At 57.6% G+C, this 18,579-nt stretch carries 17 protein-coding genes; 9 read left to right on the top strand and 8 right to left on the bottom strand.

What is annotated here, in order from left to right; genetic code table 11:
• Positions 1–34: 34 nt before the first annotated feature.
• The gene (locus tag AC2FH2_RS07000; RefSeq protein WP_271949076.1) at positions 35–1,054 is read right to left on the bottom strand and encodes a TRAP transporter substrate-binding protein; all 1,020 of its coding nucleotides are present in this window, start codon (positions 1,052–1,054) and stop codon (positions 35–37) included.
• Positions 1,055–1,123: 69 nt separating this feature from the next.
• A complete protein-coding gene (locus AC2FH2_RS06995) occupies positions 1,124–3,157 on the bottom strand; it encodes an FAD-dependent oxidoreductase (protein WP_496823209.1) in 2,034 nt (677 codons plus the stop codon).
• Between the two features lie 103 nt (positions 3,158–3,260).
• On the opposite strand from AC2FH2_RS06995, the gene paaG reads away from it, so the two are divergent.
• From paaG to AC2FH2_RS06975, 4 genes are read left to right on the top strand one after another with little or no spacing between them, the layout of a single operon-like run.
• Complete coding sequence (gene paaG, locus AC2FH2_RS06990; protein ID WP_496823208.1) at positions 3,261–4,046, top strand: 2-(1,2-epoxy-1,2-dihydrophenyl)acetyl-CoA isomerase PaaG; 786 nt, start codon at positions 3,261–3,263, stop codon at positions 4,044–4,046.
• Between the two features lie 2 nt (positions 4,047–4,048).
• Positions 4,049–4,474 carry a hydroxyphenylacetyl-CoA thioesterase PaaI gene (paaI, locus tag AC2FH2_RS06985; protein WP_142639944.1) on the top strand — a complete coding sequence of 142 codons (426 nt, stop codon included), beginning with the start codon at positions 4,049–4,051 and terminating at the stop codon, positions 4,472–4,474.
• Positions 4,475–4,498: 24 nt separating this feature from the next.
• Positions 4,499–5,809 carry a phenylacetate--CoA ligase PaaK gene (gene paaK / locus AC2FH2_RS06980; protein ID WP_142639891.1) on the top strand — a complete coding sequence of 437 codons (1,311 nt, stop codon included), beginning with the start codon at positions 4,499–4,501 and terminating at the stop codon, positions 5,807–5,809.
• Positions 5,810–5,812: 3 nt separating this feature from the next.
• Complete coding sequence (locus tag AC2FH2_RS06975; protein WP_496691524.1) at positions 5,813–6,409, top strand: TetR/AcrR family transcriptional regulator; 597 nt, start codon at positions 5,813–5,815, stop codon at positions 6,407–6,409.
• Positions 6,410–6,526: 117 nt separating this feature from the next.
• On the opposite strand, the gene AC2FH2_RS06970 is transcribed toward AC2FH2_RS06975, so the two are convergent.
• Entirely contained in the window at positions 6,527–8,506 is a 1,980-nt protein-coding gene (locus AC2FH2_RS06970; protein ID WP_496823207.1) for a bifunctional 2',3'-cyclic-nucleotide 2'-phosphodiesterase/3'-nucleotidase, read from the bottom strand.
• A 239-nt stretch (positions 8,507–8,745) separates the two neighbouring features.
• The gene (locus AC2FH2_RS06965; protein ID WP_496823206.1) at positions 8,746–9,651 is read right to left on the bottom strand and encodes a LysR substrate-binding domain-containing protein; all 906 of its coding nucleotides are present in this window, start codon (positions 9,649–9,651) and stop codon (positions 8,746–8,748) included.
• A gap of 181 nt (positions 9,652–9,832) precedes the next feature.
• On the opposite strand from AC2FH2_RS06965, the gene ugpB reads away from it, so the two are divergent.
• From ugpB to AC2FH2_RS06940, 5 genes are read left to right on the top strand one after another with little or no spacing between them, the layout of a single operon-like run.
• Positions 9,833–11,143 carry a sn-glycerol-3-phosphate ABC transporter substrate-binding protein UgpB gene (gene ugpB / locus AC2FH2_RS06960; RefSeq protein ID WP_271949090.1) on the top strand — a complete coding sequence of 437 codons (1,311 nt, stop codon included), beginning with the start codon at positions 9,833–9,835 and terminating at the stop codon, positions 11,141–11,143.
• A gap of 57 nt (positions 11,144–11,200) precedes the next feature.
• Positions 11,201–12,082, top strand: a complete 882-nt coding sequence (gene ugpA, locus AC2FH2_RS06955; protein ID WP_142639899.1) for a sn-glycerol-3-phosphate ABC transporter permease UgpA — start codon at positions 11,201–11,203, stop codon at positions 12,080–12,082.
• 20 nt (positions 12,083–12,102) lie between these two features.
• The gene (ugpE, locus tag AC2FH2_RS06950; RefSeq protein WP_271949133.1) at positions 12,103–12,939 is read left to right on the top strand and encodes a sn-glycerol-3-phosphate ABC transporter permease UgpE; all 837 of its coding nucleotides are present in this window, start codon (positions 12,103–12,105) and stop codon (positions 12,937–12,939) included.
• A gap of 3 nt (positions 12,940–12,942) precedes the next feature.
• Complete coding sequence (gene ugpC / locus AC2FH2_RS06945) at positions 12,943–13,998, top strand: sn-glycerol-3-phosphate ABC transporter ATP-binding protein UgpC (RefSeq protein WP_496823205.1); 1,056 nt, start codon at positions 12,943–12,945, stop codon at positions 13,996–13,998.
• Positions 13,998–14,933, top strand: coding sequence for a glycerophosphodiester phosphodiesterase family protein (locus tag AC2FH2_RS06940; protein WP_496823204.1), 936 nt, complete (start codon positions 13,998–14,000; stop codon positions 14,931–14,933). Before ugpC ends, AC2FH2_RS06940 begins: the two co-directional genes overlap by 1 nt.
• Before the next feature lie 111 nt (positions 14,934–15,044).
• Here AC2FH2_RS06940 and AC2FH2_RS06935 read toward each other — a convergent pair whose 3' ends face one another.
• From AC2FH2_RS06935 to AC2FH2_RS06920, 4 genes are read right to left on the bottom strand one after another with little or no spacing between them, the layout of a single operon-like run.
• On the bottom strand, positions 15,045–15,740 hold the full coding sequence (locus tag AC2FH2_RS06935) for an RraA family protein (RefSeq protein WP_496823203.1): 696 nt from the start codon (positions 15,738–15,740) through the stop codon (positions 15,045–15,047).
• Positions 15,737–16,432 (bottom strand): alpha/beta fold hydrolase, encoded by a 696-nt coding sequence (locus tag AC2FH2_RS06930; RefSeq protein ID WP_142639907.1) that lies wholly within the window; start codon positions 16,430–16,432, stop codon positions 15,737–15,739. Before AC2FH2_RS06930 ends, AC2FH2_RS06935 begins: the two co-directional genes overlap by 4 nt.
• Positions 16,429–17,553: a cobalamin-independent methionine synthase II family protein gene (locus tag AC2FH2_RS06925; protein ID WP_142639909.1), complete on the bottom strand. Its 1,125-nt coding sequence runs from the start codon at positions 17,551–17,553 to the stop codon at positions 16,429–16,431. Before AC2FH2_RS06925 ends, AC2FH2_RS06930 begins: the two co-directional genes overlap by 4 nt.
• 58 nt (positions 17,554–17,611) lie before the next feature.
• Positions 17,612–18,574, bottom strand: a complete 963-nt coding sequence (locus AC2FH2_RS06920) for a cupin domain-containing protein (protein WP_281972845.1) — start codon at positions 18,572–18,574, stop codon at positions 17,612–17,614.
• Positions 18,575–18,579: the final 5 nt, after the last annotated feature.

The following is an 18,579-nucleotide window of genomic DNA, read 5'->3' as shown; positions in this document are numbered from 1 at the left end:
TGGCTGGCGAAGAGACCCCGCCAGCCGGACTGCGTTACTGGGCAGCCATTTCATTTACGATCATGTCATAGGCCGCCTGTGCGTCAACACCGGTGCCGTTGACCTCGTCAATCACCTTGGCGCGGACATCAACGGCGATCGCGTTGAACTTTTCCAGATCTTCCGCCGAGGCCGCGTTGATTGCGTTGCCCTCAGTGGCTTCGGTCGCCTCGCGGCCGATCCCGTCGATCTCGTCCCAGATCTTGCCGATTTCGCGGCTCAGCGGTTCACCGAACACATTCTCCTCCAGCGCCTGTTGCAGCTCAGGGGGCAGGTCGGCAAACGTTTCTTCGTTCATGATAAAGGCGAACGACCCGCGATACAGACCGCCCGGAACTTCGTAAACGTTCTGGGCAACCTCGGTCAGCTTAAAACCCTTGCGGGATTCAAACGGCATGACAACGCCATCGGCTGCTTTCGAAGCAAGGGTCTCATAGACTTTCGGTGCAGGCACCTGGATGCCGGTCGCGCCAAGCGCTGTGCCGACGTCACCGCCAACCCCACCCGGGATACGGACCTTGAGGCCCGACACTTCATCCAGCGTGGTCACCGCGCTGCTGGAATGCAGCTGCGCCGGACCATGCGTATGCAGGGCGATCACTTTCACGCCGCGATGCTCGTCCGCGGCCTTGAGATGCGCGTCATAGGTGCGCCAATATGCAACCGATGCGGCCTCTGCCGAGCCTTCATATCCGGGCAGTTCTATCATCTTTGTGGTGACAAAGCGCCCCGGCTGGTAGCCGTGGAAAATGATCGAGGCATCCGCCGCGCCATCCATGATCAGATCCATCTGTGCTGGTGGCGGAGCGATGCCCAACTTCAGTTCGGCGGTGACCTGACCGTCTGTGGCCTCTTCAACCATTTCCACGAATTTTGGCCACATCTTCGCGTTGATACCGTGGGTCGGCGGTGCCCAGCTGGATATGGTCAGCGTATAATCTGCGGCCAGCGCCACGGTGCCCGAAACGGCCAAGGCGGCTGAGGCCAATAGCGTGCTCAAACTGTTGAATTTCATGGTTTTGTCTCCTCCCTCTGAAACATACATTGAATCTGCGTTAATAGTCCGTTTTGTAACCATCAATAGTCATGGTGATGTGGTCTGCCTCGCAATCCTCCAAGACCCGGGGCTTTCAGAGGCGACGGTCTCCATTATTTCCCGCGACAGCTGCGCCCCAATTTCATCTCGATAGTTCATCGGCCCCCCGCGCCAGCGCGGGAATCCGTAGCCATGGATCTGGACCATATCCACGGCCATCGCGTTTTCGGCGATACCCTCTTCGATGATCAATGCGCCCTCATTCGCAAGTACCGCCATCAAGCGCGACGAAATCTCGGTGCTCGCAAACGCGCGCCGGGTGATGCCATGTTCAGCCGAGTTGGCTTCGATCAAAGCCTCGACCTGTGTATCACGGATCGGCGTACGGTCGCCGTCATCATAACTATACCAGCCTTTTCCGGACCGCTGCCCGAAACGCTCCATCTCGCAAAGCTGGTCGGCCACAGAGACATAGCGCTCATCCGGTGGGCGTGTTGCGGCATTGCGCTTGCGATTGGCCCATGAGATCTGAAGACCGGTCAGATCCTGCAATTCGTACGGACCCATGGGCATACCAAAGTCGCGCATGGCCTGATCCACTTGATAAGGCAGCGCACCATCTGCCAGAAGATAATCAGCCTCGCGCCGATAGGCGGCCAGCATGCGATTGCCGATAAAGCCATCGCAAATGCCCGATAGGACCGCCACTTTGCCCAGCTTTTTGCCAAACGCAAATCCGGTGGCGATGACCTCTGGGTCCGAATACCCGGTATGTACGATTTCAAGCAGTTTCATGACATGGGCTGGGCTGAAGAAATGTAGACCTATACAGCGGTCCGGACTGTCGATACCGGCGAAAATCTGGTTTGGATCCAGATAAGATGTGTTGGTGGCAAGAATTGCGTTTGTGTCCATATGCCGGGCGAGTTCCGCGAAAACCTGCTGTTTGACAGATATGTCCTCGAACACCGCCTCAATGGCCAGTTGCGCATCCCGTGCGTCGGCATAGCTGTCAACGGCGCGAAAGGCGCTCAGACGGCTCTGCATCTGCGCCTCAGTCAGCTTTCCCCGTTTGGCAGCGCCTTCGAGCAGACCCTTAACACGCCCAAAGGCCGCCGCGGCGGCTTCGGCGTTCTGCTCAATCAACGTGACAGAAAACCCCCCATTCAGGGCGGCGGTTGCAATCCCGGCCCCCATCAGACCGCCGCCGACCACCGCGATACGGCTGATGTCGCGCGGGGTTACGCCTCTGATCAAAGAAGGTTTGGACACGCTCCGTTCGGCAAAGAAAGCATGGCGAAGGGCTCGGCTTTCGGCACCTTGGCGCAGGGCTAAATGGCGGACGCGCTCTTTTGGCAAGGCATCGGCAAAGGGTTCGGTCGCCCACCCCAATGCCGTCAGATTTTCCAGCGGAGACTGCTGACCCTTTGACCGTTTCAAAAGTTCCGCGCGCGAAACCTCGATCAGGTCCGGTGCAAAGCTGGTGAGGCTACGCTGACTGACTGGCACTGGTCGCTGCGGCAGTTCGGCCGCAAAGGCCTCAACGGCAGCCTCAGGCTGTTCAGCGACAAGATCAAGGCCACCCAGCCCTAGTAACGTTTCTGCAGTCAGGATCTCGCCCCGGCAGGCCATGTCAATCGCGGCCTCCATCCCCACAAGACGGGGAATACGCTGGGTACCCCCTGCCCCGGGGATCAGGCCGACATTGACCTCTGGCAGACCAAATCTGGTGCCCGACGCGGCAATGCGCCAAGCGCAAGCCATGGCAATCTCGAACCCGCCGCCCAGAACAGTACCGTGCATGCAGGCGATAAAGGGAACTTCACTGTCTTCGATCATCTGTACTACGTCAGGCAGATGTGGCTCAACCGGTGGGGCGTCGAACTCTGACATATCGCCACCGGCAACAAAGGTTTTACCCGCACATCGCAGGACAGCCACGCGCGCGCCTTTGATGGCACCTACCGCGTCGGCCAACCCCTGACGCACCGCAGCGGATGTCGCGTTCACTGGCGGATTGTTGATCGTTACCCAGGCAACGTCACCCTTCCGCTCAACGCTCACCACCGGCGATTTTGCCATAACCCATCCCTTTGATTTGCTCAGATTCGGCTTGCGTTTATATATTGACCAACCGTTCGGTTAATGCAATCATAAAGTTGAAACGATACCGGCCGAGGCAGTGATGAGCGATACGATTCTTGTAGAAAATCACGGGAACTGGGTCGAGATTACGTTGAACCGTCCAGACAAGCTGAATTCGTTCAACGAAGACATGCATCATGCGCTTCAGGCTGCCTTGAATTCCGCGCGCGATACAGGCGCGCGGGCAGTGCTGCTGACGGGCACCGGGCGTGGCTTTTGTGCCGGCCAGGACCTTGGTGACCGCGATCCGTCGAAAATGGACGGGCCGCCGGATCTGGGCAAGACCGTCCGCAGTTTCTATGCCCCCCTCGTGCGGCTGATCCGGTCGTTGGACTGCCCTGTCATCTGCGCCGTGAATGGCGTCGCCGCGGGGGCTGGGGCCAATCTGGCACTGGCCTGCGACATGGTTCTGGCAGCGGAAAGCGCGAAATTCATCCAGAGCTTTTCCAAGGTCGGCCTGATCCCGGACACTGGCGGCAGCTGGCACCTGCCCCGCCTTTTGGGCGAGGCGCGCGCCAAAGGGCTGGCCTTTACTGCACAGCCGCTGCCCGCCAAACAGGCCGAAGACTGGGGCCTGATCTGGAAAGCCATACCCGACGATCAGCTATTGGCAGAGGCTCGTATGCTGGCTTATCAACTGGCCAATGGCCCGACCCTTGGGTTGGGCAAGACCAAGCACTGTATCCAAGCAGCGGCGGCGACCTCTTTGTCCGATCATCTGGAATTGGAGGCTGATGCGATGAAAATCTGCGGCGAAAGCGCGGATTATGCCGAGGGCGTGTCCAGCTTTCTTGAAAAGCGCGCGCCCAATTTTCAGGGTAAATGACGATGACACCAAAGGAACGTGCCAGCAAATCAGCCGCTGCGATGTGGGCGAGTGACGAAGCCAGCAAATGGTTTGGCATGGAGCTTGTCGAGGTGGACGAAGGCTGCGCAGTTCTGGCGCTGACCGTCGTTGCGCATCACTGTAATGGGCACGGCATGTGCCATGGCGGCGTGACCCATGCCCTGGCCGACAGCGCCTTCGCCTTTGCCTGCAACAGCCGTAATCACGCGACCGTTGGCCAGCACACGATGATGAGCTATCTCGCCCCCGGCAAGCTGGGGGATCGCCTGACGGCCACCGCGACCGAGGTCTCGGTTACGGGTCGCAGCGGCATCTATGACGTGCGCGTCACCAATCAAGACAGCAACGTGGTCGCCGAATTCCGCGGCATGTCCCGCGCGATTGGTGGCACGAATTTTCAAGAATAGCTTCGCGACCGAAGGAGTAACGCGATGGAGGACCTGTCCCCTAACAAAGCTGACCTGGACCCGATCGAGATCGCCTCGGTTGACGAAATCCGCGCCACCCAGTTGGAGCGTCTGAAATGGTCCCTGCGTCACGCTTACGAAAACGTGCCGATATACACCCAGCGCTTCGACGATGCCGGCGTGCATCCAGATGACCTGCAACAGTTATCTGACCTTTCGAAATTTCCATTCACCTACAAGAACGACCTGCGTGACAACTACCCGTTCGGCATGTTCGCCGTGCCGCGCAGCCAACTGGTTCGGCTGCATGCCTCATCCGGGACAACCGGCAAGCCAACCGTTGTGGGCTATACCAAAGGCGATATCGACAACTGGGCCGATCTGGGTGCTCGGTCGCTGCGGGCCGCAGGTCTGCGCAAGGGCGATATCGTGCATAACGCTTATGGCTATGGCCTGTTCACCGGGGGTCTGGGCGCGCATTACGGCATCGAACGTCTAGAGGCGACCGTCGTTCCGATGGGTGGCGGGCAAACCGAAAAGCAGGTTGGACTGATCACAGATTTTCAACCCGATGGGATCATGGTGACCCCATCCTACATGCTCAACATCCTCGAACAATTCCATAAGGTGGGCCTTGATCCGCGCGAAAGCTCTCTGAAGGTTGGTATCTTCGGCGCCGAGCCCTGGACCGACGCGATGCGCTCGGAAATCGAGGCTGCATTCGACATGCATGCGGTCGACATCTATGGCCTGTCGGAGATCATGGGGCCCGGCGTTGCCAGCGAATGCGTCGAAACCAAGGATGGCCCAGTGATCTGGGAAGATCACTTTCTGCCAGAAATCATCGACCCCGCCACCGGCGAAGTACTGCCCGACGGTGAAACTGGTGAGCTGGTCTTTACCACCCTGACCAAAGAAGGGCTGCCGATGATCCGCTATCGCACGCGCGATCTGACCTGCCTGCTGCCCGGAACGGCCCGTTCCATGCGTCGCATGGCCAAGATCACCGGCCGCAGCGACGACATGATGATCCTGCGCGGCGTCAATGTCTTTCCCAGCCAAATCGAGGAACAGGTCATGGCGACCGGAGGCCTTGCGCCTTATTACCAGGTCGAGCTGTATAAATCCGGCCGGATGGATGCCATGCGGGTCTTTGTCGAAGCCTCTCCGGGATCTACCGATGAAATGTCCAAGACGGCGGCCGCCCGGATGCTGACCAAACGCATCAAGGACATCGTTGGAGTTTCAACAGAAATTGTTGTAGGTGAGCCGGGCGACGTCGAACGCTCTCAGGGCAAGGCGAAGCGCGTCATCGACAACCGCGATAAGGATTAAGCCTTGGCCCGGACAATCGCAAAAGACCACGACCAAAAGCGGGAACAAATCCTGAAAACGGCAGCCAAAGTGTTTGCCGACCAGGGGTTTGATCGCGCTTCGATGACCCTTTTGGCCAATGAGTGCGGAATCTCCAAGGCGAACATCTACCACTATTACGACAGCAAGGATGCCATCCTGTATGACATCCTCGAAACCTATCTGCGTGAGCTGCGCGATCGCATCTGCGAGGTTGATCTGACGGGCCTGACGCCCGAAGAAAGGCTGCGAAAGACCGTGCGTGAAATCCTGTTCGCCTATCAGGGCGCGGATGATGAACATCGGGTGCAGATCAGCGGCATGAACGCCCTGAGCGACGATCAGCAAAAGCTGTTGCGCGGGTATCAGTTGGATCTGGTGAATGTCGTGCGGGACATATTGAAAGACCTGTCCCCGGAGTCGTTCGGCGATGACAAGGACAAGCTGCGCGGCGCCACGATGTCAGTTTTTGGCATGCTGAACTGGTATTACATGTGGAACTCCGGCGCGGGCACCAAAGCACGTGAGGATTACGCTGATTTGGTCAGCACCCTAACGCTCCACGGAATACGCAAACTCTAGACCCAGGACGGGCCGCTTCGCAGGACAGTTGCCTGACAGAATAATTTAGGCTCACCCCCCAACTCCGATCCATACCATTGGGTCAGAAATTAGGGGGATAAGCCTGCTTTCAATCTGTTACAGCTGGATGCGGAAGGCCGCAAAACCATCTGCGCCCTCACCGACATCCTCGATCGAAACACCTTTGACGTCACTCATATAGTCACGCGCCTTCGGGCCTGTTTCGAACAGGACCGTGGTGCCGTCCAGCGGCGCAAACGACCAGTTGGCATCTGCTTTGGGGTCAATCGTGCCCTGTTCGACGATATAGCGGACAATCACGTCGCGGTTGGTGTCCGGCGCCTCGAACACAACCGTGTCGCCCATCGCGCCGGGGAAAGATCCGCCACCGGACGCTCGGTAATTGTTGGTGGCAATGATGAACTCCATATCATCCGTGACCGGAGAACCATTGAAGGCAAGGTCCACGATCCGGGCCGCGCCAGGGTTGACCTCTTCACCCTTGGGTCCAAACCGCGATGGTTGGGACAGGTCGATCTGATAGGTGACGCCGTCCATCACGTCAAAATTATAGGACGGAAACTCTGGGTTCAGCAGGACCGCGTCGCTTGCGCCCGGTTCGACCTGATTGAACATCCCGGCAGACCGCTCCAGCCAGCCCCGAACCTGCGCTCCGTTCACCCGTACGGCGCGGACGGTGTTGGGATAAAGGTAAAGGTCGGCCACGTTCTTGATTGCCACGTCACCCACCGGGACATCGGTGTAATACTCCGGGCCACCACGACCGCCGGCCTTGAAAGGCGCCGCGGCTGACAATATGGGCAGGCCTTCATGTTCCGTGCCCTTCATCATCTCTTCGACGTACCATTTCTGCGCTATCGACACGATCTGTACAGATGGATCATCCGCAACCAGCGCGAAATAGCTGTGCAGCGGGGCCGACGTCTTGCCGACCGCGCGGCGCACATAGGCCAGGGTTTCGTCGTGGTCCGTGGCGACCGAGGCCAGAACGGCCTGATCATCCTCGACCAGCGCGGTGATCGAGCGGTCTTCGTTGCGAACCGAAATCGGGCGCGCCTCGGACGTTGTGGTCACCACGCGCCACTCATTCCCATCGCGCTCCAGCAGCAGGTCCAGAAGGCCAAGATGCGATCCCCAGAACCCGCCCATTACGGCGGGTTTGCCCATCAACATCCCTTTTGCAACGTCAATACCGGGACGGTCGGCAAATGTCTCGGACGGGAAAACAAGGTGGTTGTGACCGGTCACCAGCGCGTCAATCCCGTCAACACCGGCCAGCACGACCGAGGCGTTTTCCATACCGTCGGAATGGTCGGCATCGCCAATCCCCGAATGCGAAAGCGCGATGATCAAGTCGCAGCCCTGCTCTTTCATCTCAGGCACATAGGCCTGCGCTGTCTCGACAATGTCGCGGGCCTGCACGTTGCCTTCGAGATGCTTGCGGTCCCAATTCATGACCTGCGGTGGCGTAAACCCAATGACGCCGACCTTGATCGGGTGTTTGCTGCCATCGCCCATTTCAATCTCGCGGTCGAGAATCGCATAGGGTTTAACCAGCGTTTTATCCTCACGCGGGTTTGCCCCCTGTTCCTTTGCGACGTTGGCCAGAACAACCGGGAAATCCGCGCCAGAAAGCGCCTTTTCCAAAAAGTCCAAACCGTAGTTGAATTCGTGATTGCCCAATGTGGCGGCGTCATAACCGACTGTGTTGAAGGCGGTGATAATCGGGTGGCTGTCGCCCTCTTTCATCCCTCGCTCATAGGCGATGTAATCGCCCATTGGGTTGCCCTGCAGAAAGTCTCCGTTATCGACCAGCAGAGAATTCGTCGCCTCGGACCGGATGCCGTTGATGATTGAAGCGGTACGGGAGAGGCCTACCGTGTCGCGAGGCTTGTCGGCGTAATAATCATAAGGGAAGACATGCACATGAATGTCCGTCGTCTCCATTATCCGTAAATGCGCCTGATTATTGGCAGCCGCCGCAGAAAAAGGGTGAAGTGTAATGGCCGCGGCGCTGGCGGTGGTGGTCGCAAGGAACTGACGGCGGGACATCAAGCTGGGGTTGGAAAATGGCATGTGACACCTTTCATTTTCGTTTGTCGACGCGACTTGTGCAGGCCCTGCGAAACAGTGGTGTGACACTGGCTGGCAGGTCCTGCCACGCGTCGAACTGGGCATGAACCAAGTCAGTTTGCCCACAAGTTTCAGGGCGCGTAAAGCAATCCCGGGGTCTCAATTCGATTTTTGTAAAATTTTGCCAATGCCCAAAGCCGCGTTCAGGCAATCAATCGGGCAACGCTTTCTGCTGTATCCAGCTAAGGATCGGCGATGAAAGGTCCAAGGCTGTCGCTGAACTGTTCTATGAATTCCAGCGTGACCAGCGATGGTTGCTTCAAAACCGGTCGCACCAGCGACAGCGTATGAGGCAGAAATGGCCTGAAAGACCGATAGCTCAACCCCCTGTTCTGATATTGTACTGCGTCCAGTTCGCTAACGACAGACACCCCAACGCCCTTCACCACCAATTCGCAAGCGGCCGTGAATTGCCGAACCTCGATATGCGAGTTCAGTTCGACATTCGAGTTTTGAAATGCACGCGACAGGCGTGCGAAAAAGTCGCTGTCGCGCCGGGTGTGGATGATCTTCTGATCGGCAATATCTGCCGGTGTCACGGTCGAAAGGTCTTTCAGCGCATGGCCTGCGGGAAAGACGCAAACTGTGCGGATATCAATATGGGTGCTTTCGACAGCCGGGTGGCCATTAAACCCATCTGTGATTCCGAAATCATATTGCTCGCCGATCATCCACTCCAGGATGCGCTCGGGCCGATCCGGCTCTATCGTCATGGTGACGCCAGGCCGGTCGCTCAGAAATCCGGCTACAACATCTGGTAAGTGACTGGTGGCGAAGCCAGGAAGGCAGGCGACGCGAATATGCCCGGCTTTGCGTTGCGTGATGTCCTGACTGACATCCGAGATCTGCCGCATCAATTCCAGCACGCGCTCTACGCTAGGTTGCAGATAGCGGACCTCTTGCGTCGGAACCAATCGACCTTCGCGGCGGTCGAACAGTTGAAACCCAAGCGATTTTTCCAAATCTGAAAGCAACCTGCTGACCGCGGGCTGGCTGACCCCCAGATCGGATGCGGCAGCCGTGACCGAGCCATTGACGGTCACCGCCATAAGCGCTTCTAGCTGCCGGATTCTCAGGGTTTGGCTCATGGAGCGTCCTGTTTTTGCTGCAAATCTCGGTCACTTCATAACATCGTATTATATTTTTTGCCAGAAAATCAGGCTTGAATTATATTTCTGTAACGTTAACGTCGTGAAATCGTCATGTGTGCCGATTACGCGTAGCGCTCGGTATTCAACGAAGCATCGCCTTTGATGCATGGGAGGAATGATGAAAACGAAATTGCTTGGCGCTCTTGCCGTATCGACAGCCTTGTCCCCGATCGCGGCAATGGCGCAAACCGAAGTTCAGTTCTGGCATGCCTTTACCGGCCGCCTGGGTGAGCTTGTGAAAGCTCAGGTTGAAGAATTCAACGCCAGCCAGGATGAATATGTCGTGGTTGAAAGCCACAAGGGCAACTATTCGGAAACCCTGAATGCAGGCATCGCCGCGTTCCGCGCCGGTGAACAACCGCAGATCCTGATGGTCTTTGAGGTTGGCACCGCAACTATGATGTCGGCCCAGGGCGCGATCAAACCGGTCTATGAGGTAATGGCCGAAAGCGGTGCGTCATTTGATCCGGACGCCTATATCGGCTCGGTCAAAGGGTATTATACGACCACAGATGGCGACATGCTGTCCCTGCCCTTCAACTCTTCCACGCCGGTTCTTTGGGTCAATCGCAACGCGTTCGAAGCGGCGGGCGTTGATCCTGACACCGATCTGTCGACCTGGGAAAAGGTCGGGGAAACGCTGGAGCAGCTCAAGGCCGGTGGTGAAGATTGCCCGTTGGTCACTGCATGGCAAAGCTGGATTCATCTTGAGAACCTGTCAGCCTATCACGACGTCCCCTTCGCCTCGCAGGATAACGGCTTTGCCGGTCTGGATACCGAGCTGATGCTGAACGGTCCGGCCCAGGTTGCGCACCTGACCGCGATGGGTGACTGGGCCAAGGACGGCAAGTTCATCTACACGGGCCGCCGCAACGAAGGTGGCGCGAACTTCCGGTCCGGCGAATGCGCCCTGTTCACCGAAAGCTCGGCGGGATACGCCGGGATCAAAGCCGAAGCCGAGTTTGATTTCGACGTGCGCCCGCTGCCCTATTGGGAAGCTGTCACGGCCGAGCCGCAGAACACCATCATCGGTGGTGCCTCACTGTGGGTCATGGAAGGTCATGAGGCCGATGAATACAAAGGCGTCGGCGAATTCCTCAGCTTCCTGTCCTCGTCTGACGTTCAGGCAGCCTGGCACCAGAACACCGGCTATCTGCCTATCACCACCGAGGCGGGCGAAGCGACCCGAGCGTCTGGTTTCTATGACGAAAACCCAGGCACCGACATCGCCGTCATCCAGATGACCGCGAAAGAGCCGACGGCAAACTCGAAAGGTCTGCGTCTGGGATCATTCGACCAGATCCGTGGCATCATCGACGAAGAGCTTGAGGCCATCTGGGCTGGTGAAAAGACCGCCCAAGAGGCGATGGACAGTGCGAAGGAACGCGGCGACGCGCTGCTGCGCCGGTTCGAATCCGCCAATCAATAAGTCGTAATCTGATGCGGGCCTCGTTGGGCCCGCATTCTACTCTGGTGGGCCAATAGAATGGAAAAACGCGTCATTTTTCGCGGCTGGCTGCTGCCGCTTGCGCTGATCGCCCCGCAGGTCATCATTTCCGCCGTCTTCTTTTTCTATCCTGCTGGTCAGGCCGTATGGCAATCGTTGTTCATTCCCGACCCGTTCGGGTTGTCATCTCAGTTCGTGGGCTTGGGCAATTTCGAATTCCTGCTGAGCGATAAATACTACCGCGCCTCATTCGTGACGACGGCGGTGTTTTCTACGCTTGTGACCCTGTGCTCGATGATCCCGGCCTTGTTCCTGGCAGTCATCGCAGATCGACTGATCAAGGGCTCGGGCGTGTATCGGACCTTGTTGATCTGGCCCTACGCCGTTGCCCCCGCGGTGGCGGGTGTGCTGTGGCTGTTCATGTTCAACACCCGCGTTGGTGTGGTCGCATGGTATCTGGGCCAGCTCGGCTATGACTGGAACCACGTCCTGAACGATGCCGAGGCCATGGGGCTGGTCGTTGTCGCCTCGGCCTGGGGGCGCATCAGCTATAACTTTCTGTTCTTCTTTGCGGCGCTGCAATCCGTGCCCCGCTCGGTCATCGAAGCAGCGGCGATTGATGGGGCCCATTTTTGGCGCCGGTTCTTTACCATCGTACTGCCGCTTTTGTCGCCGACCGCGTTCTTCCTGCTGGTCGTGAACATTGTCTATGCCTTCTTTGAAACTTTCGGCGTGATCCACACGATCACCGGAGGGGGTCCGCAACAAGCCACAACTATCCTGGTCTACAAAGTCTTTTCCGATGGGTTTGTGGGCCAAGATCTGGGGTCGTCTTCGGCCCAATCGGTCATCCTGCTGGTGGTTGTCGGCCTGCTGACAGTGATCCAGTTCAAATACGTTGAGAAGAGGGTGCATTACTGATGGCGGCCCAACAACATGGAATGGTCGAGAAACGTGGTGCGGGCCTGTGGCTGACCCATGCGTTTATGATCCTTGGCGTTCTGGTCATCTTCTTCCCGATCTGGCTGGCCTTTGTGGCCTCGACCGTTACTCAGGCCGACATAATCTCGCCCCCGATGCCGGTTGTGCCAGGTGATCAGTTCTGGGTGAATTACAAGGCGGCCCTGTTCTCAGGCGTGAACGTCCCGGTCGCAACGATGCTGTTCAACAGCCTGGTGATGGCGATTGGCATTGCCGTGGGCAAGATCGTCATCTCGCTGCTGTCAGCCTTTGCCATCGTCTATTTCCGCTTTCCCGGGCGGAACACGTTTTTCTGGCTGATCTTCCTGACCCTGATGCTGCCGGTTGAGGTGCGGATTGTCCCGACCTTCGAGGTGGTGGCCGGGTTTGGTATGCTCAACAGCTATTCGGGGCTGATCTTTCCGCTGATCGCCTCGGCCACTGCCACGTTCCTGTTCCGCCAGTTCTTTCTGACCATCCCGGACGAACTGGCCGAGGCCGCGCGGGTGGATGGCGCCCGCCCGATGCGGTTCTTCGTTGATATCGTGATCCCGATGAGCCGAACCAACATCGCGGCCCTGTTCGTGATCCTGTTCATCTATGGGTGGAATCAATATCTCTGGCCGCTGCTGATCACGACCGACCCCGAGATGAACACCATCGTGATGGGCATCAAACAGATGTTCCCCTCGGGCGATGATTTTGCCCATTGGCCGACGATCATGGCGACCTCGATCCTGGCAATGATCCCACCGGTCCTTGTGGTGGTGTCGATGCAAAAGCTTTTTGTCCGCGGCCTTGTCGATAGCGAGAAATAAGAAATGGCAACAGTATCCCTTGAGAACGTCAAAAAGAGCTTTGGCCCGACGGACGTCATTCATGGCATCGACGTCGATATCGCGGATGGCGAGTTTATCGTGATCGTGGGCCCCTCGGGCTGCGGCAAATCCACTTTGCTGCGGATGGTGGCCGGGCTTGAGACTGTGACATCCGGCGAAATCCGGATTGGCGAAGAGCGCGCCAATGACAAGGAGCCGATGGACCGGGACATTGCAATGGTGTTCCAGAACTATGCTCTGTACCCCCATATGTCGGTACGCCAGAACATGGGCTATGGTCTGAAAATCGCCGGATTGCCCAAGGCTCAGATTGACCAGAAGGTGACCGAGGCCGCTAAGCTGTTGCAGCTTGAGCCGCTGCTTGACCGCAAGCCCCGTCAGCTTTCAGGCGGTCAACGCCAAAGGGTTGCCATGGGCCGCGCTATTGTCCGTGAACCTGCCGTGTTCCTGTTTGATGAGCCGCTCTCAAACCTGGATGCAAAGCTGCGTGTCCAGATGCGCCTGGAAATCCGCGAACTGCAAGAAAAGCTGGGGATCACCTCGCTATACGTGACCCATGATCAGGTCGAGGCCATGACCATGGCCGACAGAATGATCGTGATGAACGGTGGTGTTGCCGAGCAAATCGGCACCCCGCTTGAGGTCTATGAGACGCCGCGGACGCTGTTCGCTGCGCAATTCATCGGCAGCCCGGCGATGAATACCTTTGATGCAGAGCGACAGGGCGGAAAGATCAGGATCAACGATACCGAGATTGGCCCCTCGGACGGGCCCGATGGCCCGTTCAAATTGGGCATACGGCCAGAGCATCTGTTCTTTGATGAAAACGGGCCCTTTGATGTCGTAGTTCAGATAGCCGAACCGCTGGGGGCGAATACTTTGCTGCACGGTCAGGTGTCAGGCTCTGGCGCGGCAATCACGATCAGCCTTCCGGGTGTTCATCCGATCGAAGGCCGTCATCCCAATATGCGTTTTTCTGTTGCGCCAGAGCATATGCATCTGTTTGACCCGGCCTCTGGCATAAGGCTCGAGGGCTGATGCCTTTCCCTCAGGTCGAGGCGTTTCGCGGCGGTAAAAACCTGATCCGTGTAGTAGGGCACCGGGGGGCACGCGGCGTCCTGCCCGAAAACAGCATGATCGGTTTCGATTTTACGCTGTCCATCGGGGTTCCACTTCTTGAGTTCGACGTGGTGCTGACGGCGGATGATGTGCCTGTCATAACCCATAACCATCGGCTGCACGCGCCGACCTTTCGGGATGCCAGCGGTCAGTTTTTGACCGGAAAAGAACCCAAAGTCTCGTCCCTGTCCTTCGACCAGATTCAACAGTTCGAAATCGGGCGCTTGGACGGACACTCGGATTATGGTCGACGGTTCCCCGATCAGGCCCAACTGGACGGCGTTCGCGTGCCAAAGCTGCAGGACCTGCTGGATCTGATCAATCGGCCGGAATACGGCAAAGCCAATCTGATGCTCGAACTGAAATCTGATCCGGATCTGGCCCATGACGCGGCCTATCTGGACCGCTTTGTCGCATGCGTGGTACAGCAGGTTCGGGCCGCTGGCCTATCCGATCGCGTGTTGCTGCACAGCTTTGACTGGACCCTGTTGGAAGTCTGTCAGCGGCAGGCACCTGACATCCCTTCATCTTACCTGACGCAGCTTCCCGAAAATGCCGATGACGTTGGCGAGGATTCCTCCAAGGCCGTTTGTCCGGACTTTCGAGGCCAAAGCGAAAAAATCCCGCAAATGGTCAAGCAAGCGGGCGGCGCGCTTTGGTGTCCGTATTTCGCAGATGTGATTTCTGAGGACGTCGCGCTTGCCAAAGAACTTGGGCTTTGCGTAGCCGTATGGACGGTCAATGAACCGGCGGATATCAGCAGGATGATTGATCTGGGTGTCGATGCCATCGTCTCGGACTATCCTGGACGGGTTCAAAGGCATCTGTCGGATTTGGGCATGAGATGGGTGTGACCCAGCCGCGATTTCTGACACGATCGCCATCGCTAGTGACGGGTCTATTCAGGATCACATCGGCTCGCTGTCGGGTTAGTCTATGGCTGGGCCGCGCGGTTGTTGCCGCATTTACGTGCGCGAGGCTTCGAACGCCGCCCATGCTTGTTCAAAGGCCTCAAAATCAAACTCTGACGCGCGTGCTGGGCCAAGAATAAGCTTTTCGGTTTCAAGCAATTTGCGGATCGCCTGTTCCAGGCTGTCCACCACTTCGGGCGGGATCACCAAAGCGCCGTGCCGGTCCGCATGCACCAGGTCCCCGTCCTTGATCGAGAGGCTGAAGATGGTCACCGGAGTGCCCACCTCTTTGACGTGCACGAACCCGTGGCTTGGACCGACCGAGCCCGCCACAACCGGAAACCCATCCGGCAAATCGCCCAGATCCCGCATCACGCCGTTGGTCAACGCACCGCTGATGCCAAACCCTTTGTGGACCGTGGTATTGATCTCACCCCAATAAGCACCGATGCAGTCCGGGAAATCCAGATCTTCGACAACCGTGACAGCCGGGCCTGTGCCCGTTGCCATGTGCCGGTAGTAATCCATCCGGCGCTGACGGATCACTTCGGGAGGGTCATCGGGAGGGTTCACCGCCGCGATCTTTGCCGTTCTGGCATAACCGACCATTGCGCCCGCATCGGGATCCGAGCACTGCATTGTGCCCCGCGTGAAATTGTCGAACCCACGCCTGCCTTGCGCCACTTCTATCGCATTGCAAACGGTGGGGGTGTCGACGGATTTCAAAAGATCCAGCAAGGGTTTTTTCATAGTGCCTCCAGCCAACGGCACAGAGCCGCTGTCGTCCGTTCGGGTTGTTCAAGTGTAGGCAAATGCCCCGCCTGTTCGATGACCTCGAAACGGCTATTCGTGAGAAGTTCATGCATCAAAGCGTGTCGCGAAACCGGGCACAGAGCATCATCTTTCCCGCACAGGATCAGGGCCTGCCCGGTATAACCGCGCAAGGTATCGCTTTGGTCAGGGCGATCTCGCAATGCTTTGGACTGGTTGATAAAAACATCCGGTCCAAGACCCAAGGCCATATCCATGCACAGGTTCAGAATTGCCTCGCGGTTCGGGCCATCGGTCAGGTAATTCGGTTTCATCTCCTCGGCCATGACCCGGCCCAAGCCCCCACTGGACACAGAGGCGATTTGTGGGCCACGCTTGGCTTTGACGTCATCCCGTTCGGCCAAGTGGTTGGTATCCATCAGCGCCACGCTGACGACGCGCTGCGGTTGCTGCCGGATTATTTCCATCGCAACGATGCCACCCATGGACAGACCCGCAAGGACAAAGCGCGGGGGCGCATAAGACAACACTTCGGCGGCCAAAGCCTGCACCGTGTCATGCCCCCCAATCGGCGCGTAGAGGACAGGATTGCTGCTCGAAAGCGCCGCGATCTGCGGGGCAAAAAGCCGGGCGTCGCACATCATGCCGGGCAACATTACAAGTGGTTTCATGTGACCAATGCAGCCCCGTCGGCCAGAGATCCAAGCTTGGCAAAGGCGATATCAGGATCAACCGCACCAAATCCGGCAAAAGTGCCAAATCCGCAATCCGAGCCCGCGATCACTCTTTCGCGGCCGACAATATTCGAAAACCGTTCAATACGTTGGGCGACCAGTTCCGGATGTTCGACAAAATTTGTCGTGGTGTCGACAACTCCAGGTACAAGCACTTTGTCCTCAGGTATTTCGGCTTTGCGGTCACGGAACACCGTCCATTCATGCGCATGACGGGGGTTCGAGGTTTCGAACAGGACATAGCGGGATTTGGTCGACATCAGCGTGCCGAACACTTTGTCCATTCCAATGTCGCAACAATGCGGTCCTTCGTAATTGCCCCAGCAAATATGGACGCGCACCTTGTCAGCGGGAACGTCCTGCAATGCGTGGTTCAGGGCCTCAACATGCAAATTGGCGACTTTGACAAATTCTTCGTCCGAAAGGTCAGAGAACAGCATATGGCGAGACAAGGCCAGGTCGGGGCAATCCAGCTGTAGGTCCAGACCGGCCCCCACAATGGTTTCGTACTCTTGCTTCATCGCATCGGCGAGTGCAGCCAGATAGGCTTCACGCGTGGGGTAGAAATCATTTTGCAGAAACAGCGAGATGACACCCGGGCTGGCCGCGTTCATAAAACCACGCTCGACACCATGCGCGGCCATGGCGGCCTTGAGGTTGTCGATGTCTTTTTGCAGTTCACCTTGCCCTTTTGACCGCACCTCACCCACACACATTGGGCGCGCATATTGTGGCGTACCGCCATCATCAGCCAGACGTTTCAGGAAGCCGGGAAACATCTTCAGATCCGCTGGCGCGTTGCGCGGGCTGTCCCCGTCAAAGCCGGTATAGCGGTCTTTGACATAGGTGGCGTATGAGATCTTCGATGTCTCGCCATCCGATACGATATCGACCCCGGCTTCGACCTGTTTGCGCACTGTCTCGGACACGGCCGAGGTCATACAGGCATCAAACGCATCCGCGTCAAATGGCTCTGCACGCTCGCGCGCAAAGATGAAATCCACGACCTCCTGACTACGCGGAAGGCTCCCTACATGTGTGGTTGAAATGCGGGTCATTCCTTCTTCTCCCTCTGCAAGTCTAATCTGCGCCGCCCGGAAGGCAGCGCAGTTTGTTTCATGCACCTGTCCAAGTTGTACCTGCCGGATCTTCGGTTGCGGTAACGCGATAGAGCCCCGCGTCACCGGTCATCGAAGGCGTGACGCCATAGCTTTCGCCGGGCAGAACCAGTGCGGTATCCCCATTTGTCAGGGTTGTTTCGACATCCTCAATCGTAATCCGCCAGTGGCCACTGGCCGGCATCAAGACCACAGGCTTTTCGGCTTTGACCGGATCAGACACGCACGAGCCGCGACCAAGGAAATCAACCTCGAAACCCGGCTTGTCTTTGATCAGGCCGTTTTCACCGATCACAACGGCAGGCTTGTTTGATGACAGCGCCATCAAATCCCAATAGCGGGCCACGTAATTGCCAATCACATTTTCGACGGGGACCTCGGGATAGGCTTTCAACTGCTCTTCAGTCAGCAAGGGCATGGGCTGTACGTTATGCGGCAGCGTTTCCCCTTTTTTGCTGTCGTAAAGAACCCCATTGTTTCCCAGCATCAAGCCATGGGCCTGCGCATCCTGAATAACCTGCGGCGCCCAGGTGACCCCGCCCCCGGCATCGTCACCACCAAGGACCGCCATGATCATCCCATAGTCCTGCCCCACATTTTCAAACCCGCGGAAGATACCGGTCGGGATGTTGAAGATGTCTCCTTCTTCGGCAATGAACTCACCAGCCGATCCGTATCTGCCCCAGAAGAACCGCCAACGGCCTTTGGCGACAAAGAACACTTCGGCCGTGGTGTGGCTATGCAGAGAGTTCCGGCATCTCGGCGGTTGGCCTGCGGCACCGATGTTGAAACCAATCTTGTCGGTGATGTGGACATGCTGGTCGGGGCTTTCAGATACGCCCCCGCCGATGATGGTGAAGTTTTCCTTTTGATCTGACCCCGGGGTATGGGCGTCGATGAACGCGGTTTTACAGGGTTTCAATTCGCCATAACGGACGATGCGGCTTTGGATGGTACTCATTTCAG

The sequence above is a fragment of the Ruegeria sp. YTSA105 genome (assembly GCF_059610225.1).
The sequence above is the reverse complement of the archived record's forward strand: the minus strand, read 5'-3'. Positions and strand labels throughout refer to the sequence as shown.

What these genes read in the sequence shown, in the direction of transcription:
- AC2FH2_RS07000 (WP_271949076.1), bottom strand. Translation starts at nt 1,054, where the DNA reads ATGAAATTCAACAGTTTGAGCACGCTATTGGCCTCAGCCGCCTTGGCC.
- AC2FH2_RS06995 (WP_496823209.1), bottom strand. Translation starts at nt 3,157, where the DNA reads ATGGCAAAATCGCCGGTGGTGAGCGTTGAGCGGAAGGGTGACGTTGCC.
- paaG (WP_496823208.1), top strand. Translation starts at nt 3,261, where the DNA reads ATGAGCGATACGATTCTTGTAGAAAATCACGGGAACTGGGTCGAGATT.
- paaI (WP_142639944.1), top strand. Translation starts at nt 4,049, where the DNA reads ATGACACCAAAGGAACGTGCCAGCAAATCAGCCGCTGCGATGTGGGCG.
- paaK (WP_142639891.1), top strand. Translation starts at nt 4,499, where the DNA reads ATGGAGGACCTGTCCCCTAACAAAGCTGACCTGGACCCGATCGAGATC.
- AC2FH2_RS06970 (WP_496823207.1), bottom strand. Translation starts at nt 8,506, where the DNA reads ATGCCATTTTCCAACCCCAGCTTGATGTCCCGCCGTCAGTTCCTTGCG.
- AC2FH2_RS06965 (WP_496823206.1), bottom strand. Translation starts at nt 9,651, where the DNA reads ATGAGCCAAACCCTGAGAATCCGGCAGCTAGAAGCGCTTATGGCGGTG.
- ugpB (WP_271949090.1), top strand. Translation starts at nt 9,833, where the DNA reads ATGAAAACGAAATTGCTTGGCGCTCTTGCCGTATCGACAGCCTTGTCC.
- ugpA (WP_142639899.1), top strand. Translation starts at nt 11,201, where the DNA reads ATGGAAAAACGCGTCATTTTTCGCGGCTGGCTGCTGCCGCTTGCGCTG.
- ugpE (WP_271949133.1), top strand. Translation starts at nt 12,103, where the DNA reads ATGGTCGAGAAACGTGGTGCGGGCCTGTGGCTGACCCATGCGTTTATG.
- ugpC (WP_496823205.1), top strand. Translation starts at nt 12,943, where the DNA reads ATGGCAACAGTATCCCTTGAGAACGTCAAAAAGAGCTTTGGCCCGACG.
- AC2FH2_RS06940 (WP_496823204.1), top strand. Translation starts at nt 13,998, where the DNA reads ATGCCTTTCCCTCAGGTCGAGGCGTTTCGCGGCGGTAAAAACCTGATC.
- AC2FH2_RS06935 (WP_496823203.1), bottom strand. Translation starts at nt 15,740, where the DNA reads ATGAAAAAACCCTTGCTGGATCTTTTGAAATCCGTCGACACCCCCACC.
- AC2FH2_RS06930 (WP_142639907.1), bottom strand. Translation starts at nt 16,432, where the DNA reads ATGAAACCACTTGTAATGTTGCCCGGCATGATGTGCGACGCCCGGCTT.
- AC2FH2_RS06925 (WP_142639909.1), bottom strand. Translation starts at nt 17,553, where the DNA reads ATGACCCGCATTTCAACCACACATGTAGGGAGCCTTCCGCGTAGTCAG.
- AC2FH2_RS06920 (WP_281972845.1), bottom strand. Translation starts at nt 18,574, where the DNA reads ATGAGTACCATCCAAAGCCGCATCGTCCGTTATGGCGAATTGAAACCC.